The sequence below is a fragment of the Polaromonas sp. SP1 genome (assembly GCF_003711205.1).
Classification (GTDB): domain Bacteria; phylum Pseudomonadota; class Gammaproteobacteria; order Burkholderiales; family Burkholderiaceae_C; genus Polaromonas.
In genome coordinates this window covers 3,638,532-3,665,370 of sequence record NZ_CP031013.1, presented here as the reverse complement: position 1 = coordinate 3,665,370, position 26,839 = coordinate 3,638,532, and the positions used below count along the sequence as shown (strand labels likewise).

At 64.0% G+C, this 26,839-nt stretch carries 25 protein-coding genes; 14 read left to right on the top strand and 11 right to left on the bottom strand.

Annotation, left to right across the window (positions count from 1 at the left end; all coding sequences use genetic code 11):
• Positions 1 to 70: 70 nt before the first annotated feature.
• The 8 genes from DT070_RS17360 to DT070_RS17325 all read right to left on the bottom strand — a co-directional run bounded on the left by DT070_RS17360 (position 71) and on the right by DT070_RS17325 (position 9,856).
• Complete coding sequence (locus DT070_RS17360; RefSeq protein ID WP_122956524.1) at positions 71 to 1,141, bottom strand: ABC transporter permease; 1,071 nt, start codon at positions 1,139 to 1,141, stop codon at positions 71 to 73.
• The gene (locus DT070_RS17355; RefSeq protein ID WP_122956523.1) at positions 1,138 to 2,703 is read right to left on the bottom strand and encodes an ABC transporter ATP-binding protein; all 1,566 of its coding nucleotides are present in this window, start codon (positions 2,701 to 2,703) and stop codon (positions 1,138 to 1,140) included. Before DT070_RS17355 ends, DT070_RS17360 begins: the two co-directional genes overlap by 4 nt.
• Positions 2,704 to 2,838: 135 nt before the next feature.
• Positions 2,839 to 3,831 carry a 5'-methylthioadenosine/S-adenosylhomocysteine nucleosidase gene (locus DT070_RS17350; RefSeq protein WP_228778459.1) on the bottom strand — a complete coding sequence of 331 codons (993 nt, stop codon included), beginning with the start codon at positions 3,829 to 3,831 and terminating at the stop codon, positions 2,839 to 2,841.
• 30 nt (positions 3,832 to 3,861) lie between these two features.
• Positions 3,862 to 4,860 carry a BMP family protein gene (locus DT070_RS17345; protein WP_122956522.1) on the bottom strand — a complete coding sequence of 333 codons (999 nt, stop codon included), beginning with the start codon at positions 4,858 to 4,860 and terminating at the stop codon, positions 3,862 to 3,864.
• Positions 4,861 to 4,951: 91 nt separating this feature from the next.
• On the bottom strand, positions 4,952 to 5,605 hold the full coding sequence (upp, locus tag DT070_RS17340) for a uracil phosphoribosyltransferase (protein ID WP_122956521.1): 654 nt from the start codon (positions 5,603 to 5,605) through the stop codon (positions 4,952 to 4,954).
• A gap of 26 nt (positions 5,606 to 5,631) precedes the next feature.
• A complete protein-coding gene (locus tag DT070_RS17335; protein WP_122956520.1) occupies positions 5,632 to 6,933 on the bottom strand; it encodes a URC4/urg3 family protein in 1,302 nt (433 codons plus the stop codon).
• Positions 6,926 to 8,227: a GTP cyclohydrolase II gene (locus DT070_RS17330; protein ID WP_122956519.1), complete on the bottom strand. Its 1,302-nt coding sequence runs from the start codon at positions 8,225 to 8,227 to the stop codon at positions 6,926 to 6,928. Before DT070_RS17330 ends, DT070_RS17335 begins: the two co-directional genes overlap by 8 nt.
• A gap of 102 nt (positions 8,228 to 8,329) precedes the next feature.
• A complete protein-coding gene (locus tag DT070_RS17325) occupies positions 8,330 to 9,856 on the bottom strand; it encodes a helicase HerA-like C-terminal domain-containing protein (RefSeq protein ID WP_122956518.1) in 1,527 nt (508 codons plus the stop codon).
• Positions 9,857 to 9,934: 78 nt separating this feature from the next.
• Here DT070_RS17325 and DT070_RS17320 point away from each other — a divergent pair, with 78 nt between their 5' ends.
• The 11 genes from DT070_RS17320 to DT070_RS17265 all read left to right on the top strand — a co-directional run bounded on the left by DT070_RS17320 (position 9,935) and on the right by DT070_RS17265 (position 19,690).
• Positions 9,935 to 10,666: a YebC/PmpR family DNA-binding transcriptional regulator gene (locus DT070_RS17320; RefSeq protein ID WP_122956517.1), complete on the top strand. Its 732-nt coding sequence runs from the start codon at positions 9,935 to 9,937 to the stop codon at positions 10,664 to 10,666.
• Between the two features lie 27 nt (positions 10,667 to 10,693).
• A complete protein-coding gene (purD, locus tag DT070_RS17315) occupies positions 10,694 to 11,995 on the top strand; it encodes a phosphoribosylamine--glycine ligase (RefSeq protein ID WP_122956516.1) in 1,302 nt (433 codons plus the stop codon).
• Between the two features lie 7 nt (positions 11,996 to 12,002).
• Positions 12,003 to 12,656, top strand: coding sequence for a 1-acyl-sn-glycerol-3-phosphate acyltransferase (locus tag DT070_RS17310; protein ID WP_164483776.1), 654 nt, complete (start codon positions 12,003 to 12,005; stop codon positions 12,654 to 12,656).
• Positions 12,653 to 13,576 carry an oxygen-dependent coproporphyrinogen oxidase gene (gene hemF, locus DT070_RS17305; protein WP_122956514.1) on the top strand — a complete coding sequence of 308 codons (924 nt, stop codon included), beginning with the start codon at positions 12,653 to 12,655 and terminating at the stop codon, positions 13,574 to 13,576. The genes DT070_RS17310 and hemF overlap by 4 nt, the downstream gene beginning before the upstream one ends.
• 17 nt (positions 13,577 to 13,593) lie before the next feature.
• The gene (gene nadD, locus DT070_RS17300; protein ID WP_228778461.1) at positions 13,594 to 14,250 is read left to right on the top strand and encodes a nicotinate (nicotinamide) nucleotide adenylyltransferase; all 657 of its coding nucleotides are present in this window, start codon (positions 13,594 to 13,596) and stop codon (positions 14,248 to 14,250) included.
• Positions 14,247 to 15,056: a ribosome silencing factor gene (rsfS, locus tag DT070_RS17295; RefSeq protein WP_122956513.1), complete on the top strand. Its 810-nt coding sequence runs from the start codon at positions 14,247 to 14,249 to the stop codon at positions 15,054 to 15,056. The genes nadD and rsfS overlap by 4 nt, the downstream gene beginning before the upstream one ends.
• Entirely contained in the window at positions 15,053 to 15,520 is a 468-nt protein-coding gene (gene rlmH / locus DT070_RS17290) for a 23S rRNA (pseudouridine(1915)-N(3))-methyltransferase RlmH (RefSeq protein WP_122956512.1), read from the top strand. Before rsfS ends, rlmH begins: the two co-directional genes overlap by 4 nt.
• 132 nt (positions 15,521 to 15,652) lie before the next feature.
• Positions 15,653 to 16,255 carry a nucleoside triphosphate pyrophosphatase gene (locus DT070_RS17280; RefSeq protein ID WP_122956511.1) on the top strand — a complete coding sequence of 201 codons (603 nt, stop codon included), beginning with the start codon at positions 15,653 to 15,655 and terminating at the stop codon, positions 16,253 to 16,255.
• Positions 16,256 to 16,275: 20 nt separating this feature from the next.
• Positions 16,276 to 17,775, top strand: coding sequence for a ribonuclease G (rng, locus tag DT070_RS17275; RefSeq protein ID WP_122956510.1), 1,500 nt, complete (start codon positions 16,276 to 16,278; stop codon positions 17,773 to 17,775).
• Positions 17,776 to 17,780: 5 nt separating this feature from the next.
• On the top strand, positions 17,781 to 18,521 hold the full coding sequence (locus DT070_RS17270; protein ID WP_122957469.1) for a polysaccharide deacetylase family protein: 741 nt from the start codon (positions 17,781 to 17,783) through the stop codon (positions 18,519 to 18,521).
• A complete protein-coding gene (locus DT070_RS17265; RefSeq protein WP_122956509.1) occupies positions 18,518 to 19,690 on the top strand; it encodes a glycosyltransferase family 4 protein in 1,173 nt (390 codons plus the stop codon). Before DT070_RS17270 ends, DT070_RS17265 begins: the two co-directional genes overlap by 4 nt.
• Before the next feature lie 103 nt (positions 19,691 to 19,793).
• Here the strand turns inward: DT070_RS17265 and DT070_RS17260 are convergent, their stop codons facing one another.
• Genes DT070_RS17260 through DT070_RS17250 form a run of 3 tightly spaced genes read right to left on the bottom strand, consistent with a single transcriptional unit; the run spans position 19,794 to position 23,754 of the window.
• Positions 19,794 to 20,666, bottom strand: coding sequence for a glycosyltransferase (locus DT070_RS17260; RefSeq protein WP_122956508.1), 873 nt, complete (start codon positions 20,664 to 20,666; stop codon positions 19,794 to 19,796).
• A 26-nt stretch (positions 20,667 to 20,692) separates the two neighbouring features.
• Positions 20,693 to 22,465, bottom strand: a complete 1,773-nt coding sequence (gene msbA / locus DT070_RS17255; protein ID WP_194965904.1) for a lipid A export permease/ATP-binding protein MsbA — start codon at positions 22,463 to 22,465, stop codon at positions 20,693 to 20,695.
• Complete coding sequence (locus DT070_RS17250; protein WP_228778462.1) at positions 22,462 to 23,754, bottom strand: O-antigen ligase; 1,293 nt, start codon at positions 23,752 to 23,754, stop codon at positions 22,462 to 22,464. Before DT070_RS17250 ends, msbA begins: the two co-directional genes overlap by 4 nt.
• A 125-nt stretch (positions 23,755 to 23,879) precedes the next feature.
• Between DT070_RS17250 and DT070_RS17245 the strand changes: the two genes are divergently transcribed.
• From DT070_RS17245 to tolB, 3 genes are read left to right on the top strand one after another with little or no spacing between them, the layout of a single operon-like run.
• Positions 23,880 to 24,650 (top strand): glycosyltransferase family 2 protein, encoded by a 771-nt coding sequence (locus DT070_RS17245; protein ID WP_122956507.1) that lies wholly within the window; start codon positions 23,880 to 23,882, stop codon positions 24,648 to 24,650.
• Positions 24,647 to 25,507, top strand: coding sequence for a glycosyltransferase family 2 protein (locus DT070_RS17240; RefSeq protein WP_122956506.1), 861 nt, complete (start codon positions 24,647 to 24,649; stop codon positions 25,505 to 25,507). The genes DT070_RS17245 and DT070_RS17240 overlap by 4 nt, the downstream gene beginning before the upstream one ends.
• On the top strand, positions 25,504 to 26,802 hold the full coding sequence (gene tolB / locus DT070_RS17235) for a Tol-Pal system beta propeller repeat protein TolB (RefSeq protein ID WP_122956505.1): 1,299 nt from the start codon (positions 25,504 to 25,506) through the stop codon (positions 26,800 to 26,802). Before DT070_RS17240 ends, tolB begins: the two co-directional genes overlap by 4 nt.
• Positions 26,803 to 26,839 lie beyond the last annotated feature (37 nt).

The following is a 26,839-nucleotide window of genomic DNA, read 5'->3' as shown; positions in this document are numbered from 1 at the left end:
TAGATAGCTATAAGCCAAGGCGGAGACTGGGCTACAGGCACTTTTTGCTTGAAAAATAAGCGGCCCGGCTTCACGGCTTGCGCCCCCACACCAGCCGGTACTGCGTCATCAGCGTCGCCACCAGCACCGAAATCAGCGAAGCCGCGACGATCACGTCGGCAATGTAGGTCGGCACGCCGACCGCCCGGCTCATGGTGTCGGCGCCCACCAGCACACCGGCCACAAACACGGCGGCGGCCAGCACGCCCATGGGGTTGAGTGCCGCCAGCATGGCGATCACGATACCGGTGTAGCCGTAGCCGGGCGACATGTCGAGCGTGACGTAGCTGGTGCGCCCGGCCACCTCAATTGCGCCGGCCAGCCCGGCGAGTGCGCCCGACAGCAAGGCCACCAGCACCACGGTGCGCGTGACGGGCACGCCGGCAAAGGCGGCGGCCCTGGCGTTGGCGCCCATGGCGCGTATGTCAAAACCCAGCACCGTGTATTTCAGCAAGGCCCACAGCGCCACGGCCAAGCCCACCGCCCAGAACAGCCCGGTGTGGATGCGTGTCTGCGCCACCAGTTTGGACAGCTCGAGGTCGCCTTGCAGCGCCACGCTTTGCGGCCAGCCCATGGCGGTTGGGTCTTTCATGGGGCCGTCGAGCATGGCCGAAACAAACAGCAGCATGATGAAGTTCAGCAGCAGGGTGGTCACCACTTCATCGACGCCCAGCCGCGCCTTCAGCAGCGCCGGCCCCAACAGCAGCAGGGCGCCGGCGACGGCCGCGGCCAGCATCATCAGCGCAAACAGTAGCCAGATGGGCAACTCAAACCCGGCGCCGCCGTGCAGTCCGCCCACAGCCACGGCGGCCAGCGCGCCGGCATACAGCTGGCCTTCAGCCCCGATGTTGAAGAGCCGCGCCTTGAAGGCCACGGTGGCGGCCAGGCCTGTGAGGATGAGCGGTACCGCGCGGGTCAAGGTTTCGCTCAGGGCAAAGACTGAGCCGAATCCGCCCTTGAACAGCAGGACATAGGTTTGCCCCAAGGGCGCGCCGGCCCACAACACCAGCAGTGCGCTGATGAGGAGGGTGAAGGCGATTGCCGCCATGGGCGCCAGTACCAGGGCCCAACGCGAAGTTTGCGTTCTTTTCTCCAGCCTCATGGGGCCACTTCCAGTTCAGGTTCGGCCCGAACACCAGCCATGGCCAGCCCGATGGCCTCTCGCGTCCAGGCCTCGGCGGGCAGGGCCTCCGTCAGCTGGCCGGCATGCATCACCGCCACGCGGTCGCCCAGCGCCATCACTTCGTCGAGGTCGTCGGAAATCACCAGCACCGCTGCACCGGCGTCGCGCGCGGCGATCAGCTGCTGCTGCACATAAGCGACGGCGCCGATGTCCAGGCCCCAGGTGGGTTGGTGGGCAATGATGAGTTTGGGCGGCTGTGAGGCGGCGGACTCTGAAGAGGGGGCCACCAGCGCCCTCCCGAGAATCAGCTTTTGCATATTGCCGCCTGAGAGCGAGCGCGCCGCCGTGTGCGGCCCGCCGCCGCGCACGTCAAACTCACGCACGATGCGGCCCGCGTGCGCCTGTGCCGCCTGGCGCTTCACCCACAGCGCTTTGGAAAACGCCGGGCTGCGCAGGCGCTCCGACACCGCGTTCTCCCACACGCTGAGGTCGCCGACCACGCCCACGCCGTGCCGGTCTTCCGGGATGCGGGCGACACCTTGCGTGACCAGCCAGGCCGGTGACGCTTTCATCGGCTGGCCCAAAAAGGTGACTGCGCCCCGGCTGGCGGCACGCGTGCCGCACAGCAGCTCGGCCAGCGCGAGTTGACCGTTGCCGGACACCCCCGCAATCGCGACGATCTCGCCGGCCTTGAGTTGCAGCGAGACGCCGTCCAGCTGGCCGCGCTCCGTGCCCGCTGTGCTGACGGCCTCCAGCGTACAGACCGCTTCTACCGCTTCTTCCGGAGATTGCGCGGGGCGGCGCTGCGTGGCCGTCACGGCGTGGCCGACCATCCATTGCGCCAGTTGCGCCTGGCTGGTGCCGGCGGCGGGCGCTTCCGCTACCAGCTTGCCGCCGCGCAGCACGGCCACGCGATGGGACACGCGCAGCACCTCGCCCAGCTTGTGGCTGATGAAGATGATGGAAAGGCCCTGGGTGACCATCTGGCCCAGGGTGTCAAACAGCGCCTCGCTTTCCTGCGGCGTCAGCACGGCGGTCGGTTCGTCCAGGATCAGGATGCGTGCGCCACGGTACAGCGCTTTCAGAATCTCCACCCGCTGCTTCTCGCCGACGGAGAGGCTGCCGACCTTGGCGTCGGGTGCTACAGGCAGGCCAAAGCGCCGGGCCACGTCCAGCAACTTCGCCCGCGCGGCGCCGCGGCGAGAGAAAAGCTGCCACAGCGGCTCGCTGCCCAGCATCACGTTGTCGAGCACGCTCAGGTTGTCGGCCAGCGTGAAATGCTGGTGCACCATGCCGATGCCGGCAGCCAGCGCCAGGCGCGGATTACCGGGCGGCAGCGCCTGGCCAAAGATTTCGATTTGCCCCTCGTCGGCGGTGTAGTGGCCAAAGAGGATGGACACCAGCGTGGATTTGCCCGCGCCGTTTTCACCCAGCAGCGCGAGGACTTCGCCGCTGTGCAGGTCGAGCGAGATGGCGTCGTTGGCGACAAGGCTGCCGAATCGTTTGGTGATGCCGGACAGGCGCAGGACGGGGGTGGTCATCCTAGAGGGGTGATGTTTGGAGGTGTGGCTCCCAGACCAGCAGGCGCCGCGGAACTGGCTTGGCCATGCCGCGGGCGCTGTCCCCTGCAAGGGGAGAAGGTGCTACACGCAGTGAGCATCCGACAGGGGTGTGCACTATTTCCATGCGGAAAGAAACGCCAGCAAAACCTTGGCCGAGTTGTCCGCCGCAATGTGCATAAAAGTCACCATCTCATTGGCTTCCTTGCCGCCACCCGCCAGATCGCTGAGCGAACGAAAGGCGATGTAGGGCACGCCGTTGCTGTAGGCCACCATGCCGACAGCCGCGGTCTCCATGTCGAGCACATTGGACTGGAAAGTCTTGAAGGCGTATTCGCGGAAGGCGGCGTTGTCGACAAAGGCCTGGCCTGACACGCCGTTGCCGCCGACCATCAGCTGCGGCTTGTGCACCAGGCACACGCCGGCGTTGCAGGCGCCCAGATCGATATTGCTCAGGCCACGGGCGACCTCCAGCATCGTGGGGTCGACCTGAAACCAGAACTTGCGCACCGGCGTGGGGTTGGCGGCGGTGCGTGTTTCGACCGGTCGGGGGTAGAGCATGCCGAAGGGCGGCAGGGTCTGGCCGGCCATGCGCTCCGGCACGGTGAACTGGCCGGGGGCGGTTTCGCGCGCCATCAGCACCTCAAGGTATTGGCCCCACTGGGCGGGCACGCTGACGTCGCCGATGTGGAGCGCGGGGTTGACGCCGCCGGCGATGCCGCTGAAGACGATGTGCGTGACGTTGAAGCGGTCCAGCGCCATCTGCGTGCTCATGGACGCGTTGACCATGCTGATGCCGGACAGGAAAAGGACGACCGGCTTGCCCTGCAGCGTGCCGGTGGTGAAGGTGATGCCGTTGACGGTATGCCTGACAGGCGTTTGCAGGCGGTTCAGCAGCAGGGTCAGCTCAGGCTCGAAGGCCGACATCACGGCGATGCGCGGCGTTTCGTCCAGCCGTACAGGGATGCCGGCGCTTGAAGCTGCGGCCTTGGGGCCGGCGGCCGGCGCCGCGCAGCCGCCCAGCACCAGGGCAAGCAGGCCTGCCGCCAGCCAGTGCATCAGGCCGGGAAGGATTTTTGCAGGGCGCCGCAGGCACACAGGGGAAAGCATACGGCGCCTTTCCTGGCTTACTTTTCGGGCTTATTTAGTGGTGGATTTCGGCTGGCCGTCGTCGACCTTGACGGTGAACTTGCCGTCAAGAATGTCTTTCTCTTTGGCTTTGACCTTGGCTACGATGTCGGCGGGAATCTTCTTTTCAAAGGTGCCCAGCGGGGCGAGTTCGGAGCCCTTGTGTTTCATCATCGAATACGGGCCGTAGTCTTCGGCCTTGAACTTGCCCTCTTTGACCAGCTTGATGGCGCGGTCGATGCTGGGCTCCATGTTCCACAGGGCCGACGACACCACGGTGTCGGGGTATTTGTCTTGTGTGTTGATGACGTTGCCGATGGCGAGCTTGCCCTTTTCCTTGGCGGCATCGCTCACGCCAAAGCGCTCGGCGTACATCACGTCGGCGCCCTTGTCGATCATGGCGAAGGCCGCTTCCTTGGCCTTGGGCGGGTCAAACCAGCTGTTGATGAAGCTCACGCTGAATTCGACCTTGGGGTTGGTCTCTTTGGCGCCGGCCATGAAGGCGTTCATCAGGCGGTTGACTTCAGGAATCGGGAAGCCGCCGACCATGCCGATCTTGTTGGACTTGGTCATGCCGCCGGCGATCATGCCGCTGAGGTAGGCCGGCTCCTGGATGTAGTTGTCAAACACCGAGAAGTTGGGTGCCTGCACCTTGCCGGACGATCCGAGGAGGAAGGACACCTTGGGGAAATCCTTGGCGACCTTGCGGGCGGCGGCCTCGACGGCAAAAGCCTCGCCGACGATCAATGCGTTGCCGGCCGTGGCGTATTCGCGCATCACGCGTTCGTAGTCGGCATTCGACACGTTCTCGGTCGCCTTGTATTCGATCTCGCCGCGCGCCTCGGCGGCCTTGAGCGCCTTGTGCAGGCGGCTGACCCATTGCTGCTCAAACGGAACCGTGTAGATGCCGGCCACTTTGGTCTTGGCCTGGGCGAAGGCAAAGCCGGGCAGGGCGACGGCCACTGCGGTGGCGAGCAGGACGAGTTGTCGGCGCTTGAAGATCTGGGGCATGGGACTCTCCGGTTGGGTTGCAGGTGGGTAACGGTATCTGGTTGCTATCAATTCAGGAGCTACATGCCCATGTGGGTATTGGGCTGGAGGCCTATTTCGTTCCGAAAATGCGATCTCCTGCATCCCCCAGGCCGGGCAGGATGTAGCCGTGGCTGTTGAGTTCGCGGTCGATGGCGGCGGTGTAGATGGGCACGTCGGGGTGGGCGGTTTGCAGGGCCTTGATGCCTTCGGGGCAGGTCAGCAGGCAGACAAACTTGATGGACTTGGGGTTGAGCTCCTTGAGCCGCTCGACCGCCGCGATGGCGGAGTTGCCGGTGGCCAGCATCGGGTCGACCACCACGATATCGCGCTCTTCCATGTCGTGCGGCATCTTGAAGTAGTACTCCACCGCCGTCAGCGTTTTCGGGTCGCGGTACAGGCCGACGTGGCCGACGCGGGCGCCGGGCACCACGCTGAGCATGCCTTCCAGGATGCCGTTGCCGGCGCGCAGGATGGAGACAAACACCAGCTTCTTGCCGTCGATGACCTTGGAGGTGGTGACCTCCAGCGGCGTTTCGATCTCGATGTCCTGCATGGGCATGTCGCGGGTGACCTCATAGGCCATCAGCATGCTGAGCTCGTTGAGCAGGGTGCGAAAGGTGTTGGTGGATGCGTCCTTGCGGCGCATCAGGGTGAGCTTGTGCTGCACCAGCGGGTGGTCGACCAGGTGGACTTTGGGGTTGGCCTGTGCGCTGGGGGTGGTCATGTTGTCGGGTGCCTCTTGTTGAATTTTCAGAATACGGTGCCGTCGCTCTGGATGTTCAGGGGCGGCAAACCTTGATGCAATTGCTGTGCCAGTGCGCGTCCTGCGGCCCAGGTGCCGCCTTCGAGCACGCAGGCCAGCGGCATTTGCGCGGCGGTCAATCCTAACTGCTCACGCACCAGCGGCGCGATCTCATCGAGCAGGGCCACCGTCAGCGCCCGCCACTCCACGATCAGCTCGTCGCCGGCGGCATGCAGGCGCCCGGCCTGGGCCGGGTCTTTGAGATGCAGCACGCCGGCGTCGAGGAAAAGGCCGCCGTTGCGGTACTCGGGCAGGCCCGTCAGCGCGTCCAGCCCGTGAACCTGCACACCGGCCCATTCAAAGGGCTCCAGCAGCGAGTAGGTGAGCCACTGCGAGAGCTTGTGAAACGGCATCCAGCCCCGGCTGGGGCCCGAGTCTGCGTCGCCCGCCGCCGGGTGTTGCCAGCAATCGCCCAGCGGGATATTGCCCAGCGTGTTTTGCGCCGGCCAGATGGATGACAGGCTGGTGAGCAGGATGGACAGCAATTCATGCGCCTCGATGGCGCTTTTGCCCGGCTGCGCGAGCGCCTCAAACAAATGGCCGGGCCGGCCGCGCTGGCCGAAGAGCGCAGGCTGGTCTTGCAGCGCCTGGCCCAGGCGGCGCAGCAGCGCGGCGCGCCCTTCAAGGCCGACCAGCGGGTTGTTCGGCGTGACCTGGAAGGCGTTGGCGATCTGGCCGGCGGTGATGGCCTTGAGGCCAGCCGCATCGGCCTGCATGGGGTTTTGTGGATCGCTGGAGAAAACCCCGGCTGTGAAAGCGTGAAAGCTTGCCACGCCCAGGCCTTCAGAGCGGCTGTATTCGCAGCTCGGCCGTTCGTCCTGCGCGGCTTCGAGGTAACGCCACTCCGGGCCGGCGCCGGCGTCAAGCAGCACGCTGACGAGCGCCAGGTCGATCTGGGCGCGGGCGCGGCCGGCCGGTGTGGCGGCTGCCAGCGCGTCATTGAGCTGGCCCAGGCGGTCCACACCGCCGGCCTCGAAATGCCGCCATCGGCTGTGGTACGGAATGCGCAGGTCGGGGTAGCGGGCGCGGGTGATTTCGGCGACCAGCGCGGCGGCCGTCACCATGGCGCCGTCGTTGACGGTAAACCAGGCGGATTCGCCGCGGCGCGCACGCTCAAGCAGGGCCTTGGCGCGGGTGCGTATGGTGGTGGTGGAGCGCAACTCTGCGGCGGCGCCTATGCCGCGAATGTTGCCCGCAATGGTGTAGGCGGCGTTTGCTGCAGGCGTCGAAGGCGTTTTGGCGTCAGACATCCAGCCCCCGGCCCTTGGCTTTTTTCAGCTCTTCGGCGGTGGGCACTGCACCCGGGGTGAAATAGCCCGCCGCCATCTTGGCGTCCATCTCGACCTGGGCGTCGGCGGGAATCATGTGATCGGGGATGTTGACGCGCTGCACCACTTCGATGCCTGCGCGGGTGATGGCGTCGTATTTCATGTTGCTCATGGAGACCAGTCGGTGAATTTTGCGGATGCCCAGCCAGTTGAGCACGTCGGGCATCAACTCCTGAAAGCGCATGTCCTGAACGCCGGCGACGCATTCGGTGCGGTTGAAGTACTGCTCGGCGGTGTCGCCGCCGACTTGCCGCTTGCGCGCGTTGTAGACCAGGAACTTGGTGACTTCGCCCAGCGCCCGGCCTTCCTTGCGGAAGTAGGACACCAGGCCCACGCCGCCGCGCTGCGCGCCCTGGATGCATTCTTCAATGGCGTGCGTGAGGTAGGGGCGGCAGGTGCAGATGTCGGAGCCGAAGACGTCCGAGCCGTTGCACTCGTCATGCACGCGGGCGGTGAGTTCGATGTCGGGGTTGGCCAGGTCGCGCGGCTTGCCGAAGATGTAGGCGGTGAGTCCGCCAATCGGCGGCAGGAACACCTCCAGGTCGCTGCGCGTGACGAGTTCGGGGTACATGCCGCCGGTTTCTTCAAACAGCACGCGGCGCAGGTCGGTTTCACTGCAGCCGAAACGCCGGGCGACTTCGGGCAGGTACCAGACGGGCTCGACCGCCACCTTGGTGACCATGGCGGCGCCGCCGGCCGTGAGGTATTTGCCGTCGGCCTTCAGGCGGCCAGACTGCAGGGCTTCAATGACCTCGGGCAGGATGACATGCGCCTGCGTGACGGCAATGGTGGGGCGGATGTCGTAGCCAGCAGCGAGTTCTGCCGAAAACACATCTGCCACGGTAGCGCCCCAGGGGTCCATGGCGACGATGCGGCCGGGCTCGCTCCACTGCGGGTAGGGGCCGATGATGTCGGTGGGCGAGGTGTTGGTGAGGTCGGCCTTGTGTTTGGCCGACAGCGCCCCCGAGGCAATCGCCAGCGCGCGGTACACGCTGTATGAGCCGCTGTGCGTGCCGATGACATTGCGGTGGCTGCGTTTGGTGGTGGTGCCGACCACCGGCCCGCGTTCGGCCGGGGTGGCCGCGCCCCAGTGAATGGGCAGCGCACCGTGGCCGCCCGCATGGGAGGTCAGCCGGATGTGCTGGGAAGGTGCGGATGAGGAGGGACTGGCGGGCGCTGCGGGTACGGCAGGCGTGGCGGCAACTTCAGCAGGCATTGCGGATCCTTCAAAAAAACCAATGTAGCGATGCGTACCGGGCTTGACAAGCCCGCAAGCCGCTTCAGGTCGCGAATTCGCGACAGGCCTCACCGGCCGTCATCAGCGCTTCTTGCCGCCAAAAATGCTGCCCAGCACGCCGCGGATGATCTCGCGGCCCACGGCTGAGCCCATGGTGCGCACGGCCGACTTGGCCATGCTTTGCGCCAGGCCGTCATGCTTGCCGCCGCGCGGGCCGGTGGTGCCGAAGAGCACGTCATTGAGCCCGCCCATGATGCCGCCCGAATCGGTGGTGCCGGCTGCCCCGCCCTGGGGCGCCTTGGCGGCTTCGGCGGCTGCGGCTTCGGCGCGGCCGTTGATCTTTTCGTAGGCCGATTCGCGGTCCACGGTTTTTTCATACACACCGGCCACCAGCGATCCCTGGATCAGCGCCTGGCGCTGTTGCGGCGTGATGGGGCCGATCTGGCTGCCGGGCGGCAGCACATACACGCGCTCGGTGATACCGGGGCGGCCCTTGGCGTCGAGCAGGCTGACCAGCGCCTCGCCCACGGCCAGCTCGGTGATGGCCGTTTCGATGTCCAGCCCGGGCTTTTGCCGCATGGTTTGCGCCGTGGCCTTGACGGCTTTCTGGTCGCGCGGGGTGAAGGCGCGCAGGGCGTGCTGCACCCGGTTGCCCAACTGGGCCAGCACTGAGTCGGGGATGTCCAGCGGGTTTTGCGTCACGAAGTAGACGCCGACGCCTTTGGAGCGCACCAGGCGCACCACCAGCTCGATGCGCTCGACCAGCACCTTGGGCGCTTCGTTGAAGAGCAAATGCGCCTCGTCGAAGAAGAAGACGAGTTTGGGCTTTTCCGGGTCGCCGATTTCGGGCAACTGCTCGAACAGTTCGGACAGCATCCACAGCAAAAAGGTGGCGTACAGGCGCGGCGAGTTCATCAGCTTGTCGGCGGCCAGCACGTTGATCACCCCCTTGCCGTCGACCGTCTGCATGAAGTCGCTGATGTTGAGCATGGGCTCACCGAAGAACTTGTCGCCGCCCTGGCTTTCAACCTGCAGCAAGCCGCGCTGGATGGCGCCCACGCTGGCGGCGCTGACGTTGCCGTATTTGGTGGTGAACTCGCTGGCGTTGTCGCCCACGTACTGCAACATGGCGCGCAGGTCTTTGAGGTCCAGCAGCAGCATGCCGTTGTCGTCGGCGATCTTGAAGACCAGGTTGAGCACGCCGGCCTGGGTCTCGTTGAGGTTCAGCATGCGGCCCAGCAGCAGCGGCCCCATGTCGGACACGGTGGCGCGCACCGGGTGGCCCTGTTCGCCAAAAACGTCCCACAGCGTGGCCGGGCAGGCCAGGGATTCGGGGGGGTCGATGCCGCGCTCCTTCAGGACGCCGGCCATCTTGGCGCCTATGGTGCCGGCCTGGCTGATGCCGGTCAGGTCGCCCTTGACGTCGGCCATGAAGACCGGAACGCCGATTTTGGAGAAGTTTTCCGCCAGTGTTTGCAGCGTGACCGTCTTGCCGGTGCCGGTGGCGCCGGTGATCAGCCCGTGGCGGTTGGCCAGGCCGGGGAGCAGTTCGCACTGGGTATCGGCATTGCGGGCGATGAGCAGGGGGAGGGCGGTGGTTTCGGCCATGGCGGTGTGGAGTGGGTGAAAAAGTAAAATGCTGGTTGTAGATTAAATCAATTAATCCATCATTTAAGGGTTTCTGTCGTGGCTGGTCATAGTAAATGGGCGAATATTCAACACCGCAAGGGCCGACAGGACGAGAAACGCCAGCGCATCTGGACACGTGTGATGCGCGAAATCATGGTGGCGGCCCGCATGGGCGGCGGCGACCTGGGCACCAACCCGCGGCTGCGCCTGGCGGTGGACAAGGCCAAGGCGGCCAATATGCCCAATGAAAACGTCAAATACGGCATTGCCAAGGCCACCGGCAGCCTGGAAGGCATTCAATACGAAGAAGTGCGTTACGAGGGCTACGGCATCGGTGGCGCGGCCATCATCGTCGACTGCATGACCGACAACAAGGTGCGCACGGTGGCCGAAGTGCGCCATGCGTTTTCCAAGCACGGCGGCAACATGGGCACCGAAGGCTCGGTGGCCTTCCAGTTCAAGCATTGCGGCCAGATTATTTTTGCGCCCGGCGCGAGCGAAGACAAAATCATGGAAGTGGCGCTGGAGTCCGGCGCCGACGACGTGATCACCCACGAAGACGGTGCGATTGAGGTGTTGACGCCTTACACCGGCTTTGAAGCGGTCCGGAATGCGCTGGAAGCCGCCGGCCTCAAGCCCGAAGTGGCTGAAGTCACCATGCGTGCCGACAATACCATCGAGCTCACCGGCAACGATGCCCAGCGGATGCAAAAGCTCCTGGACGTCCTGGAAGACCTGGACGATACGCAGGACGTCTTCCATAACGCTGCACTGTCCGCAGACGAATAAAGAAACAACAGCAATGAAAGCAGCAGCATGAAAGTTCTCGTAGTGGGCGGCGGTGGCCGTGAACACGCCCTGGCGTGGAAACTGGCGCAGTCCCCGAAAGTCCAGGCGGTGTATGTCGCGCCCGGCAACGGCGGCACCGTGCTTGATGCGCGGCTGGAAAACATCGCCATCACCGACGTGAAGGCGCTGCGTGAATGGGCGCTGGCCGAAAAAATCGCGCTGACGGTGGTGGGCCCCGAGCAGCCGCTGGCGGCCGGTATCGTGGATGAATTTCGCGCGCACGGCCTGCGGGTGTTTGGCCCGACCAAGGCAGCGGCACAGCTCGAAAGCTCCAAAGCTTTTTCCAAGGCCTTCATGAAGCGCCACGGCATCCCGACGGCTGAATACGAAACCTTTACCGACGCGGCCGCCGCCCATGCCTACGTCGACGAAAAAGGCGCACCCATCGTCGTCAAGGCCGACGGCCTGGCCGCCGGCAAGGGCGTGGTCGTGGCCATGACCCTGCATGAGGCGCATGAGGCCATCGAATTCATGCTCGCGCCCAACCCCGACTTCAACCCGCTGGGCGTGACGCACAACGAAGGCGGCGCGCGTGTGGTGATTGAAGAGTTTTTGCAGGGCGAGGAAGCCAGCTTCATCGTGATGTGCGACGGCAAAAACGTGGCGGCCATGGCCACCAGCCAGGACCACAAGCGCCTGCTGGACGCCGACCAGGGCCCCAACACCGGCGGCATGGGCGCGTATTCGCCGGCGCCCGTCGTCACCCCTGAAGTGCACGGCCGCGCCATGCGCGAGATCATCCTGCCCACCATCAAGGGCATGGAAAAAGACGGCATCCCTTTTACAGGCTTTCTGTATGCCGGCCTGATGATCGACGCCGAGGGAAAACCCAAGACGCTCGAATTCAATTGCCGCATGGGCGACCCGGAAACGCAGCCCATCATGATGCGGCTGAAGACCGATTTGTACGACGTGATGATGGCGGCCACCTCGGGCACGCTGGACCAGATCGAGCTGGACTGGGACCGCCGGCCGGCTTTGGGTGTCGTGATGGCCGCACACGGCTATCCGCTCAACCCGCGCAAGGGCGATGCCATCAAGGGTCTCGTCAAGGGCACCGACATGCCCGAAGACGCCATGGTTTTTCATGCCGGCACGCGCAAGGAAGGCGATGCCATCCTGACTTCGGGCGGCCGTGTCCTGTGCGTGACGGCGCTGGGCAGTACCGTCAAGGCGGCGCAGCAGCGCGCTTATGAAGTCGCGCAGGAAATCGCTTTTGACGGCGCGCAGTTCCGCAAGGACATCGGCTATCGCGCCCTCAAATCCTGACCTGGGGATGAGCGCTGGTTTCCTGCCTCCGCATCCCTTGCAGTTCCGGGGGAGCAGGGTGGCGCAATTCCTGTTGCGCTGCACCGGCTGGCGGGCGGAATTCGAAGGCCTGCCGACGCTACAGGGCGTTTTGCTGGTCTATCCCCACACGTCGAATTGGGATTTTGTGGTGGGTGTGCTGCTGAAGTGGTCCCTGGGGGTTCCCCTGCAGTTCTGGGGCAAGGAAAGCCTGTTTCGCATTCCGCTCTTCGGCAGCTGGCTGCGCTGGCTGGGCGGGGTGCCCGTCAGCCGCACCGCGCCGAACGGCGCCGTGGCCCAGATGGTGTCGCTGATCAGGCAAAAGAAGGAGCGCGGCGAGTATTTCTGGCTGGCGCTGTCGCCGGAAGGAACCCGCAAATACACGCCGGGCTGGCGCAGCGGGTTTTACCGCGTCGCGCTGGGGGCGGATGTACCTGTCGGGCTGGCCGCGCTGGACTATTCGCGCAAGTGCCTGGTTTTGCGCACTTTTGTGCGGCTGACAGGGCAGGAGCCGCAGGACATGGCGCGCATTGCGGCTGTTTTCAGCGGCTGTGCCGGTTTTGAGCCGGCCGGCGCGGCACCCGTGCAATTGCTGGACACCGCTGTGCGCCGGGCCGATACCATCGTGAATCCAGGTAAATGAGCATGACCGACCTTTCTGTTGTTAAAGATTTTTTGCTGGCGCTGCAGGCGCGCATCACGGATGCGGCCAGTGCCATTGACGGCCAGCCCTTTGTGGCGGACCGCTGGCAAAAAGAACCCGGCGAGCCGCTGCAAGGCAACGGCATCACCATGATTCTTGAGCAGGGCGGGGTGTTTGAACGTGCAGGCTGCGGGTTCTCGCATGTTCGCGGGCCGAAATTGCCGCCCTCGGCGACACAGCACCGGCCGGAACTGGCGGGCGCGCCCTTTGAGGCCATGGGTGTTTCGCTCGTATTTCATCCGCGAAATCCTTACGTGCCCACCGTCCACATGAATGTCCGCATGCTGGCCGCGGCGCCGGCTTCGAGCCCGGACGCGCCGGTCTGCTGGTTTGGCGGCGGCATGGATCTGACGCCTTATTACGGCTTTGACGAAGACGCGGTGCACTTTCACCAGACCTGCAAGGATGCGCTGGCGCCTTTCGGGGACGACAAATACCCGCGCTTCAAAAAGTGGTGTGACGAATACTTCTACCTCAAGCACCGCCAGGAGCAGCGTGGCATTGGCGGCGTGTTTTTTGACGATTTCCAGGAGCTCGGCATGGAGCGCAGCTTTGCCATGATGCAGGGCGTGGCGGACTCCTTCCTGCAGGCCTACCTGCCCATCGTGGCGCGGCGAAAGGACATGCCGTATGGCGAGCGCGAGCGGGAATTCCAGCTTTACCGGCGCGGCCGTTATGTGGAGTTCAACCTGGTGTGGGACCGCGGCACCCACTTCGGCCTGCAGTCCGGCGGGCGCACGGAGTCCATCCTCATGTCCATGCCGCCGCTGGCGAGCTGGTCTTACCAGCGTGCGGTAGAGGCCGGCAGCCCTGAAGAGCGCCTGTACACACAATTCCTGCCCCGGCGGGACTGGGTTTGAACGCCGTGGCGCCTCCTGTGAAACAGCGCATCGGCGTTTTCGGCGGTGCGTTTGACCCGCCGCACAACGCCCATGTCGCGCTGGCACAGGCGGCCATTGCGCAGTTTGGCCTGGATACGCTGTATGTGGTGCCCACCGGCCATGCCTGGCACAAGTCGCAGGCCTTGAGCCAGGCAGAGCATCGCCTGGCCATGGCAACGCTGGCGTTTGAGGATATTCCCCATGTCCGGGTGGATGCGCGCGAAGTGCAGCGCCCGGGCCCGACGTTTACGATTGACACCCTGTTGGCACTGCAGGCGGAGAACCCCGAAGCGCAGCTTTACCTGTTTATCGGGGCGGACCAGTTCGCCGCTTTCAGGCAATGGCACCGATGGCAGGACATCCTTGATCTTGCTATAATTTGTATAGCTGATCGCGCACAATCCACGCGGGCTGGAGCCCAATTTGATGCCGAAGTTGAGGCTTATGAAAGCCGCCGCGACCGTTTTGCCCAGCTCAATCTCCCCCTGATGCCCGTCAGCGCCACCCAGATACGCCAGTTAACGGCCTCCGGCGCCGCCACGGCGGGGGAAATTACCCAGTTGGTACCTGAAGCCGTTGCGCGTTATATTTCACTTCACCAGCTGTACCGTTCCCATTCATCCACTCCCTTATCGAAGCAAAACACTGCATGACCTCCACCACAGCCAAAACCTCCGTCGCCGCAGACAAAAAGGACGTGCAAAAACTGCAGCGCGCCATCATTGATGGCCTGGAGGATGTCAAGGCGCAGGACATCCAGGTTTTTGACACCGAGCACATCACCTCCCTGTTCGAGCGCGTGATCGTCGCCTCGGGCAGCTCCAACCGCCAGACCAAGGCATTGGCCGCCAGCGTGCGCGATGCGGTGCGCGACGCCGGTTTTGCCAAGCCGCGCATTGAAGGCGAAGACAACGGCGAATGGATCATCGTCGACTGCGGCGCCGCCGTGGCGCACATCATGCAGCCCACCATCCGCCAGTACTACCACCTCGAAGAACTCTGGGGCGACAAGCCCATCAAGCTCAAGCTGGGCGCGCCCGCGCCGCTGGTGAAGGCGTCCAAAGCCGAAGCCGAGCCCGAGGCCAAACCCAAGACGTCCCGCGCCGTTGCAAAAACGGCCGCAAAGGCCGGGGCAAAAACCGCCGGAAAATCTGCAGCGAAAGCGCCTGCCAAGGCACCAGCGAAGGCGCCCGACTCCAGCTATGTGGGCCGTGTCGGCAAAACCAACGACTGGACTGCCAAACGCAATGCGACCGCAACGGCGGCCGAGCCCGCCGCCAAGCCGGCCCGGGCCGGCGCCAAGGCCGCACCTGCCAAGTCGGCAAAACCCGCCGTGAAGACCCCCATCATCAAGGTGCCGGTGGCCAAGAAGGTCGCAGCCAAGAAAACGGCCGCCAAGACTGCGGCCAAAACGGCCCGCAAACCCGCCCCCAGGAAATCCGCCCCCCGGAGCAAATGAGGCTGACGATCGTAGCCGTCGGCCAGAAAGTGCCTGACTGGGCGCAGACGGCTTATGACGACTACGCCAAACGCTTTCCGCCTGAGCTCAAGGTCGAGCTCAAGGCCGTCAAGACCGAACCGCGCGCCTCCAAAACCCTGGAAAACCTGCTGTCCGCCGAGCGCGGGCGCATTGAAGCCAGCATTGCCCGCGGCACCCGCGTCGTGGCGCTCGATGAGCGCGGCACTGCCGTCACCACCGTGGCGCTGGCTGAAAGGCTCAAAAGCTGGCAACTGTCCGGTGACGATGTCGCCATCGTCATCGGCGGGCCCGACGGCCTGGACGCCGGTTTCAAGCAGGCCGCGCACGAGCGGCTGCGCCTCTCGGACCTGACTTTGCCCCATGCGATGGTGCGTGTGCTGCTGATTGAGCAGCTCTACCGCGCCTGGAGCATCACGATCAACCATCCTTACCATCGCGAGTAATGGCCCCCACGCTTTTCACTGCGTGTAATGCGCTGCCCCCCGAGGGGGCCGCTGCGCCTGCGGCCCGGCAAAGCCGGTTCCGCGGCTCCTGCTGGTATGGAACTCACAAGACACCTGCTAGACCCTGTTTTTATGCCTGAATTCATTTACCTGGCCTCGCAAAGCCCGAGGCGGCGGCAACTGCTGGAACAACTCGGCGTACGCCACGAGCTGCTGTTGCCGGACGCCGACGAGGACGCCGAATCGCTGGAGGCGGTGCTCAGGAATGAAGTGCCGGCCACCTATGTCCAGCGCGTTACCGGCCTGAAGCTGGATGCGGCGCTTGCCCGGATGAAGCGGCGCAAGCTGCCACCGGCGCCCATCCTGTGCTCGGACACCACCGTGGCCATGGGCCGAGTGATTTACGGCAAACCGGACGACGCAAACGACGCGGCCCGCATGCTGCGCGAGCTGTCGGGCGGCACCCACCGGGTGCTGACCGCTGTGGCCGTGCAAGCCGGGCGCCGTCGCTTCGAGGCGCTCAGCGACTCGAAGGTGAGTTTTGATGCGCTGACGCCGGCGCAAATCCGCCGCTACGTCGCCAGCGGCGAGCCCATGGGCAAGGCCGGCGCCTATGCGGTGCAGGGCAGGGTGGCGATGCACATCAACCGGATCAACGGCAGCTACAGTGGCATCATGGGGCTCCCGCTGAGGGAAACGGCCCAACTGCTGCAGGCCGCCGGTATTCGTCTCTAGAACCCAATAGTCAAAACAACATGCAACAAGACATCCTGATCAACTGGTCGCCCCAGGAAACCCGGGTGGCCGTGGTTGAGCATGGCGCGGTGCAGGAGCTTCACGTCGAACGCACGCTGGAGCGCGGCCTGGTCGGCAATGTTTACCTCGGCAAGGTCGCCCGCGTGCTGCCGGGCATGCAGTCGGCCTTTATCGACATCGGCCTGGACCGGGCGGCCTTTTTGCACGTGGCTGATCTGATGAGCAGCATCAACAGCCGCCACGCCGAAACGGATGCCCAGGCGGCCGGCGGCCTGGCGGCGCCCGCGATGGCCTCGCTGCAGCCGATCGAAAAGCAATTGTTTGAGGGCCAGGCGGTGATGGTGCAGGTCCTGAAGGACCCGATAGGCACCAAGGGCGCGCGCTTGACGGCACAGATCAGCATCGCCGGACGCCTGCTGGTGTTTTTGCCGCAGGACAACCACATCGGCGTCTCGCAAAAAATACCGCCCCGGCAGCGGGAAGAACTGCGCCAGCGCGTGCAGGCCCTGACCGGCGACATGGGCGGTGGTTTCATTTTGCGCACCAACGGCGAAGACGCGACCGACGCCGAGCTGGCCGAAGACATCACCTACCTGCGCAAGACCTGGGCGCGCATCAAGGACGCGTCGCTGCGCCTGCCGCCGGCCTCGGTGCTGCACCAGGACCTGAATTTGCTGCAGCGCGTTTTGCGCGACCTGGTGGTGGAGGACACGCAGACCATACGCATCGACTCCCGTGAGCAGTTTGAAAAGCTCAAGGCGTTCGCGGTGGAGTTCATGCCGGCGACCGAGCAAAAGCTGCAGCACTATGGCGGCGAGCGGCCGATTTTCGACCTCTTCAGCATCGACGAGGAAATCGCCAAGGCGCTGGGCCGGCGGGTCGACCTCAAATCCGGCGGCTACCTGATCATTGACCAGACCGAAGCCCTGACCACGGTGGACGTCAACACGGGCGGGTTTGTCGGTGCGCGCAATTTTGACGACACGATCTTCAAGACCAACCTGGAGGCCTCGCAGGCCATTGCCCGCCAGCTTCGCCTGCGCAACCTGGGCGGCATTGTGATCGTCGATTTCATTGACATGATCAAGGAAAACCACCGCGACGCGGTGCTGGCCGAGTTCCAGAAGCAGTTGGCGCGCGACCGCATCAAGACCACCGTGAACGGGTTTTCCGCGCTGGGCCTGCTCGAGATGACGCGCAAGCGCACCCGCGAATCGCTGGCCCACCAGCTGTGCGAGCCCTGCAGCGCCTGCATGGGCAAGGGCGTGGTCAAGACGGCGCGCAGCGTGACCTACGACATCCTGCGCGAGATCCTGCGCGAGGCCCGGCAGTTCAACCCGCGCGAATTCCGGGTGGTGGCTTCGCCCAAGGTGATTGAGCTGTTCCTCGATGAAGAGAGCCAGCACCTGGCCAGCCTCAGCGATTTCATCCGCAAACCGATTTCCCTGCAGGCCGAGGCCGCGATGGCGCAGGAGCAATACGACATCGTGCTGCTGTGAGCGCCATGCTGACCGCCAACCGCCGGCCCATTCCCATACTGGTTTATCACCAGATCGCCGTCGCGCCGCCCAAGGGCAGCCCGTTTCGCGGCCTTTATGTGTCGCCGCAGGCTTTTGCGCGGCAGATGGCATGGCTCAAATGGCTGGGCTACACGGGCTTGTCCATGAGCGCCTTGCAGCCTTATTTGCAGGGTGAGCGCACGGGCAAGGTGGTTGGGATTACGTTTGACGATGGCTACCAGAACAACCTCACGCAGGCCCTGCCGGTGCTGGCCAGGCACGGGTTTTCGTCCACCTGCTACGCGGTCAGCGGCCTGCTCGGTAAAACCAATATCTGGGACGAACGCATCGGTATCCCGCAGACGCCACTGATGGACGAAGGCGAAATTCGCCAATGGGTGGCCGGTGGGCAGGAGATCGGCTCGCACACACATCGGCATGTCAATCTGCTGGAAACCAGTGAGGCGGGTTGCCGCGAGGAAATGATGCTTGGCAAGACCGGGCTGGAGTCCGTCACCGGCCGGCCGGTCGAGCACTTCTGCTACCCCTACGGCCACTACGAGGCGCGGCATGTGGAACTGGCCAGGGACATCGGCTTTGCCACCGCCACCACCACACAGCGCAGCCGCTGCCTTGCAGGCATGGACATGCTGCAGCTGCCGCGTGTGCCGGTGCTGCGCTCGACCACCTTGCCGGTGTTCTGGCTCAAGATCGCCACGGCTTACGAGGACCGCCGGAAAAAATGACCGCGCCCGAGCCAAAGAAACTGCGCATCGCTGTCTTCAACCGCACTTTCTCGCCGACGGGCGGCGGGGCGGAGCGTTATTCGATTGCGCTGGTCGAGCAGCTCGCAGCCCGGCATGAAATGCATGTGTTTGCGCAGGAAATTGACCACCACTGGCCCGGCGTGACCTACCACAAGGTATCCGCGCCGCTGCGCAAGCCGCGCTGGATCAACCAGCTGTGGTTTGCCACCCTCACCTGGTGGGCGACACGACGCGGGTTTGACATCGTGCATTCCCACGAAAACACCTGGCACGGAGAGGTGCAGACGGTGCACGTGCTGCCGGTCAAGCACAGCCTGTTCCAGGGGCGGCACGGCGTTCGGCGCGTGCTGCGCTGGGTCAAGGTGGTGACCAGCCCGCGGCTGCTGGCCTACCTGTGGCTGGAGCGCGCCCGCTATGCCGGCCGCCCCGGCCGGCAGGTGGTGGTGGCGTCTGAAAGCCTGCGGCCCATCATGAAAGCCTGCTACCCGGCTTGCAGCGACGCGGTTTCCGTCGTCACGCCGGGCATCACCCTGCCGCAACTGCCGGTCGGCGCAGACCGCAAACGCGAGGCGAGGGCGAGCCTCGGCTTGCCGGCCGAAGCCACCTGCCTGCTGTTTGTGGGCAACGATTACCGCAAGAAAGGCCTGGAGGCCTTGCTGCAGGCCATGGCCCGGTTGCCGGGCGACGTAGTGCTGGCGGTGGTGGGCAATCCGGCCCACATTGCCGAATTTCGCGCTGTGGCCGACGCGCTCAAGCTGGGCGCGCGGGTGGTTTTCCTGGGCGCGCTCAAGGATGTGGCTCCGGCCTACGAGGCTGCCGACATCCTGGTGCACCCCACGTTTGAGGACACCTTTGCGATGGTGGTGCTGGAGGCCATGGCCCATGGCCTGCCGGTGGTTGTCAGCGGTCCGAAGTACTGCGGGATTTCCGGCCTGCTGCAGCAGGGCGTGAACGCCTTGTTGCTTGACGACCCCAGGGATGCGGGCGAGCTGACATCGGTTCTGGAGAATTTGCTGGGGCAGCCGGTGCTGCGGCAAACGCTGTCAGGGGGCGTTGTGGCCTTCGCAACGCACTACCAGTGGAAGGAAATCGCGCTGCAGCAAGAGGCGCTTTACTTTTCGGCCGTCGCGGCCAAGGCCCGTGGCTAGCAGATTTATTGATGAAATCGCCCTCCAGCCCAGGCAGTGTCTTGGCTTTTAGCTATTAAATTTATAGCAAACACACTCGTCGGATCCCCCGCCGGGGCGCCATTCAGGCCACCAGCTTGAAGTGCTTGCGGCTGAAGTCCAGCCCGGTCAGGCTTTCGACCTGGCGCATGAAGTGGTACTTGTTTTCCTTGGGCGTGGGTTTGTAGGCCGGGTCGATGTTCAAAACCGGCTCCGCCTCGGTCGCCAGCCATGACTGCACGGCTTGCGGGTGCGTGCCGGTGAAGGGGGCGAGGGCCCGGCGGTCAAACTGGCTGTAGGTGATCTGCGCGGCCCTGGCTTCGCCCCAGTACTTGCTGACCTGGTCCAGCTTTTTCTGCATTTCCTCGTTGCGGCGTATCCAGCCATAGTGGTAGATATGCGCGTTGGCCAGTGCGGCCTGGGGATTGCGCCCGCGCTTATGTTGGGTCGTGACCAGCCAGTATTGGCCGTCGGGTGCGTAGCTGCGAATGGTGTTGCGGATCAGCCTGCATTCACGGCGGTACCAGCCGGGGCTGATAGAGATCCAGTCCGGCGAGCCATAAAAGTGCAGGTAGTCAAAAACCAGCGCCTCGACAGCCGGGTTGCCGTGATGGCGCTCGACGCTGGCGCGTATGGCGTCCAGTTCGCCCTCATGCACGACTTCGTCGCCTTCCAGGTAGAAGGCCCAGTCGCCCGTGCAGGAGTACTGGGCGATCATTTTTTGCTGGGCATAGACAAAGCCGCGGTCGGCCATGCGTTCGTTCCAGAGCGTTTCGATGATGCGGATCTTCGGATCGTTGATGGCTTTGACGCGAGCCAGCGTGTCGTCCTCACCCTTGCCCACGGCGACCACAAATTCGTCGACCAGGGGCAGCAGGGAGCGGATGGATGCCTCAAAGGGAAAGCCCAGGCCCACGCCGTTGCGAATAAAGGTAAAGCCGCTGATGGAAACTGGCATCGATAAGTCTTTCCGACTGTCGGTTTTTAGGTCGCGCCCTGAAAGCCCAGCCGGTAAAGGTGGGCATAGGCGCCGTTATTCTGGAGCAGCTCCGCATGGCTGCCTTGCTCCACGATGCGGCCGGCGTTCATCATGATGATGCGGTCCGCATGCTGGATGGTCGAGAGCCGGTGCGCAATGATCAGCGAGGTACGGCCCGCGGCCAGCCGCTGTATGGCTTCCTGGACGGCTTTTTCCGATTCGGTGTCCAGCGCCGACGTGGCTTCGTCGAGGATGAGCACAGGCGCATCTTTGTAGAGCGCCCGGGCGATCGCCAGCCGCTGGCGCTGGCCGCCGGATAGCTGCATGGCGTTGTGGCCCAGCACGGTGTCTATGCCTTGCGGCAGTTCGTCCAGCAACTGGCCCAGGTTGGCGGCGACCAGGCAGCGGACCACCTTGTCACTGTCGAAAGACTGGCCCAGTGCCACGTTGAAAGCCATGCTGTTGTTGAACATGACGACATGCTGGCTGACGAAGGCGAACTGCGAACGCAGCGACGCCAGCTCCCAGTCCCGCAACTCCGTGCCGTCCAGCCGGATGCTGCCGGCGCTGTAGTCGACAAAGCGCGGCAGCAGGCTCGCCAGCGTGGTCTTGCCGGAGCCGGAAGAGCCGACAAGCGCCACCGTTTCACCGGCGCGTATGGAGAGGCTGACGCCATCCAGCGCCGGGGGCGCGTCCGGCTTGTACACCACGCTTACGTCTGACAACTCGATATCACCGGCCACCCTGGCCTTGGTGAAGCTGCCGCTGCTCTCGTCGTCAATGAGGTCCACCAGGTCCAGCCCGCGCTCCAGCGCCGCCAGCCCGCGCGTGATGGGTGTTGCGCCGTCGGAGAGGCTTTTGATGGGCGCGATCAGCAGCAGCATCGCCGTCACAAAGGCCACAAAGCCGCCCACTGTCGTGGTGTTTTCCGAGCCCTGGAGCAGTGCGATGGAGATCACGGCCGACAGCGCCATGGCGGCCAGCACCTGGGTGATGGCGCTCATGCCGGCGTAGGCGACGGTGGACTTGATGGACAGCCGGCGCAGCGTGTTGCTCAGCGCCTCAAAACGCGACGCCTGGCCGGCCTGCGCACCGTGCAGCCGCACGTCGCGGTGGGCCAGCACGTTTTCTTCGACCACATAGGCCAGGTTGTCCGTGGCGATCTGGCTTTCCTTGGTCAGGCGGTAAAGGCGCCGTGTCAGCAGCTGGATGACCAGCGCCACCGCCGGAAACAGCAGGGAGACGATCAGCATCAGCTTCCAGTTGAGGAACAGCAGGTAGGCCACCAAAGCCACCAGCGTCAGGATGTCGCGCGCCAGCTTCATGATGGCGTTGATCATCATCGACGAGCCGTTGAACACCTCGTAGACCACGGTGTTGGCGATGGCGCTGGAGGACTGGTCGGCGAACATGGACAGGCGCGAACTCAGCAATTTGCCGAACATGGCCCGGCGCAAGGCCTGCAAGCCCTCATTGGTCACCTTGGCCAGCGCGTATTGCGCAACGAAGCCGGCGACCCCACGCACGGTGAACAGCAGGATCAGCGACACCGGCACCAGCCACAGGTCGAGCGCCCCTTTTTGAAACCCGCGGTCCAGCAGCGGCTTGAGCAGGGCCGGAACGAAGGGTTCGGTCGCCGACGCAGCAATCGTCGCGCCTATGGCCAGTGCCCAGCCCGTGCGTGAGCCGCTGAAATAAGGCCAGACCCGCGTGATACGGCGCCACAGGCCTGGCCTTGCGGCGGCAACAGAAGGAGGGGTGTCGGAGGGAGAGCTCACGTTGCGCGTTCGAGTGGGGACGGGTCCGCAGGTTTACTCAGCCCCAGTGCCAGCAATAAACCGATCAGGACACAGAAGAAGTCACCTATCAGTCCGTCATAAAGCGTGGAATTGAACAGGCAGGCCACCGCCAGCGCCAGCAACGCGGATTGCGTGGCCCGGGCATAGGGGGCTTCCATTTTTATGCTGTCGCGCAGCACGGAGAGCATGAAAGCGGCAAATAGCAGCATGCCCGGGATGCCAAGCTGCACGCCCCACAGCAGGTATTCCTGGTGAGGGTTGCTGCCGGGGTTGATGTTTTTGTGTTGGGGGTTTTTCTCGCGCTCCAGCCTGTCGTATTCGGTGCTCCAGCTGCCGACGCCCGCGCCCGCGATGGGGCGCTGGGCAATGATTTGGGCAGCCGTGCTCCAGAAAGCGAGGCGAACGCCCGAGGACGTGGAGGAGTCCTGTTTTTGTGAATAGGCTTGCACTTCAGCCTTGAGCAAGGTCAATCTTTCCCGCACGGCTGGCGAGCTGAAAAACAGGGCCAGCACCAAAAGAAATGGCAGCAGGGCGACGACCATTCGATACTTCCCGGGCAGTTGCCACATGATGGCCAGCGACAGCAACGCGACGCCGACCAATTGGCCGCTGCGGCCGACCATCACGAAGAAAACGTTGGCCAGGGACGCCAGGGCCACGGCGATGGCAATTTGCGGGCCGTAACGGCCGGGCACCAGTCCGCGCAAATGCCAGCACACGGCGGCAAATACCGCGCTCATGATGCCCTGGTCGAGGTAGCCGGAAAAGACCGTGTAATGGCTCAGGGTGGTGCGGGAAGTGGCCCAGGCGACAGGCAGGTCGGCAAAAAGCAGCCATGAACCCGCCACCACCAGCAACTGCGAAAGTGCAAACGCACCCATCGCATACACCGCTTCGCGGCGCTCCCGGATCAGGGCCATCATCGCAATGATGATGATGAGTTTGCCGTATTTGGCGAGCGAGCCGATGGCCTCTTCTTGCGGGGCGACCGTCCAGAGCAGGCTCAACACAAATGCCAGCAGTGCGGCAAGCACGGCCGGCAGCGTCCAGGTCTTCAGCAGCGTGGCGCCATTTTTTGGCAGGTTCCGTGCGAACAGCGGGACGGCCACGACGCACCCGAGCAGGAGCAACTTGGCGATGCTGATGATGGCGATCGGCAACCCCACGGACGCGGCCATCAGGCAGATGGCGGCGAGCCGGAAATTGATCTTCTTTGTTCGCAAAATAATCGTGGAGGTTGCCTGGGGATTGACCGCATTATCAGCCATTCCATTTCCCGCGCGACGGCCAAACCGCGAAGGGGCTCTGCTATGCTGTCAGCGCATCAGACGGGGCAGTTTCACTGGCAAAATCCTGTGCCGAATCTTTCCCCTCATCACTGCAAAGGCATTCGTTGGCAAGCTTGTCCGTCACCGTCATCACCCATAACGAGGCCCACAACATCGGGGCCTGCCTTCGCTCCGTGAGCTTCGCGGACCAGGTTGTGGTGCTGGACTCCGGGAGCACCGACGACACCGTGAAGATCGCGCGCTCGCTGGGCGCTGAAGTCGGCGTCAGTCCCGACTGGCCGGGCTTCGGCATCCAGAAGAACCGGGCCCTGGCATTGGCCAGTTCCGACTGGGTGTTGTCCATCGACGCCGATGAGCGGGTGACACCCGAGCTGCAGATGGAAATCCTCGCCTGCATCAAGGCTCCCTCGTCCGACGTGTATTCGTTTCCGCGCCTTTCAAGCTATTGCGGGCAGTACATGCGCCATTCGGGCTGGTACCCCGACCGGGTTACCCGGCTGTTTCGCCGTACCGCGGCCCGCTTCAGCGACGATCTTGTGCACGAGAAAGTTGTTTCCCAGGGACCGGTCGGGCAACTGAATTCGCACCTGCTGCACGAAAGCTTCCGGGATTTCGAGGCCGTCCTCGACAAGGCCAACCGTTACTCCACAGCGGGCGCCCAAAGCCTGCTGAACAAAGGCCGCAGCGGCTCGGTCGGCAAGGCGATAGTGCACGGCCTTTGGGCTTTCATTCGCACCTATTTTTTGCGCCTGGGTTTTCTGGACGGAAAAATGGGGCTGGTCCTGGCCATCTCGAATGCGGAAGGCACCTATTACCGCTACCTGAAGCTGTGGCTGCTGCGCCGCGACGGCAAGGGAGCGCCGGCCGGGCAATGAAAATCAGCTTTGTCGTCCTGACCTACAACCGCACCGACGCCTTGCTGGCCGTGTTGCGCTCGCTGTCGGCGCAGTGCGATGAACGGCATGAGGTGCTGGTGGCCGACGACGGCTCCCGACCGGATCAGGTGCAGATGTTGTTTGACCAGTGTCCTGCGTTCAAGTGTCCGGTGCGGCATGTCTGGCATCCGGACGTGGGTTTTACAGCAGCGCGGGCGCGCAACCTGGGCGCCAGCCTGGCCGCCGGCGACTACCTCGTCTTCCTGGACGGGGATTGTGTCCCGAACAGGGCTTTTGTGGCTGCGCACACGCGGCTTGCGGAAAAAGGTTGCTTCCTGAACGGCAGCCGCGTGCTTATCAGCCAACGTCTGACAGAACGTGTAGTCAATGGCGCCATTGATTTACCCAGCCGTCCTGTATGGTTCTGGCTGGGCGCGCGATTGAGGGGGGACGGCAACAAATTATTGCACCTCCTTCGCTGGCCGCGGCGTTTATTCAGGGTAAAACAAGGCTTTCACTGGCATGGCATACGCAGCTGCAATTTGGGTGTCTGGCGCTCGGACTTTGCCGGTGTCAATGGATTTGACGAAACCTTCGAGGGATGGGGGCACGAAGATGCCGACCTCGTGCTCAGGCTTCACCATCTGGGCGTCCATCGCAAAAACGGTTTCATGGGCACCGAAGTCTTTCACCTCTGGCATCGCGAGAACCCGCGCAACCAGGAATCCATCAACAAGAAAAGGGTGCTTGAACGCATGAAAACCGATGTGATCCTGGCCGAAAAAGGCCTTCGTGAACTTGAGCCTTCTTCGCCCGTCAAAATAACTCCCCTGAACGGATCCAAATCTCCCCTATGAGCATTGCACCTACTTTTTGTCCTCTTCGCCGCCGTACGCTGGTCAGCCTGCTGGCCGCAGGGGCACTTCCCGCCGTGCCTGCCTTTGCGCAGTTTCGCATCGAGGTCTCCGGCGTCGGCCTGACCCAGTTGCCCATCGCCGTGGCCGCCTTTCGCGGCGATGCGCAGGCGCCGCAAAAAATCGGCGCCATCGTGAGAGCTGATCTTGAACGTAGCGGCATGTTCCGCCCGGTCGACACCACCGGCGTCGCGGCCGATGAAAATACCCGCCCTGACCTGGGCGTCTGGCGGCAAAAGGGCGCGGACTCCATGGTCACAGGCAGCGTGTCGCTGCTGGCCGACGGCCGGTACGACGTCCGCCTGCGCCTCTGGGACATCGTGCGCGGGCAAGACCTGGGCGGCCAGAGCTACACCGTGGGTGCGGCGGACCTGCGGCTGTCGGCCCACCGGATTTCGGATTTTGTCTATGAAAAGCTTACCGGCGAGAAAGGCGTTTTCTCGACGCGCATCGCTTACGTGACCAAGGCAGCCCAGAAGTTCAACCTCTGGGTGGCCGATTCCGACGGGGAGGGCGCCCAGTCGGCCCTGACCAGCCCTGAGCCGATCATTTCTCCCGCGTGGTCGCCCAACGGCGCGCAACTGGCGTATGTGTCGTTTGAGTCCCGCAAACCTGTCATCTATTCGCATGACGTGGCAAGCGGCAAGCGGCGGCTGCTCGCCAATTTCCGGGGATCCAACAGCGCGCCTGCGTGGTCGCCGGATGGAAAACAGCTGGTGGCCACGCTCAGCCGAGACGGCGGCTCGCAGCTTTACGCGATTGGCCTGAACGGAGGGGACCCGAAGCGGCTCACCCAGTCTTCCAGCATCGACACCGAGCCTGCTTTCTCGCCGGACGGCCGCTATATTTATTTCGTCAGCGACCGCGGCGGCGCGCCGCAGATCTACCGCATGAGCCCCGGCGGCGGCAATGCCGAGCGGGTCACTTTCACCGGCAGCTACAACATCTCCCCGGCGGTCAGCCCCGACGGGCGCTGGCTGGCTTATGTTTCCCGGGTGGGCGGCGCTTTCAAGCTGCACGTCATGGAACTCGCCACCGGCACCGTCACTCCAATCACCGACACCTCGGCCGACGAAAGCCCGAGTTTTGCGCCCAACAGCCGCCTCATCGTGTACGCCACCCAGCAGCAGGGCAGGGAAGCCCTCATGACCACCACCCTGGACGGCAAGATCAAGGCCAAACTGTCAGGCGCCAGCGGCGATATCCGCGAGCCCGATTGGGGCCCCTTCCAGCGTTAAGCATCATTGTTGATTCAGCCCATTTTTATTTTTTGTA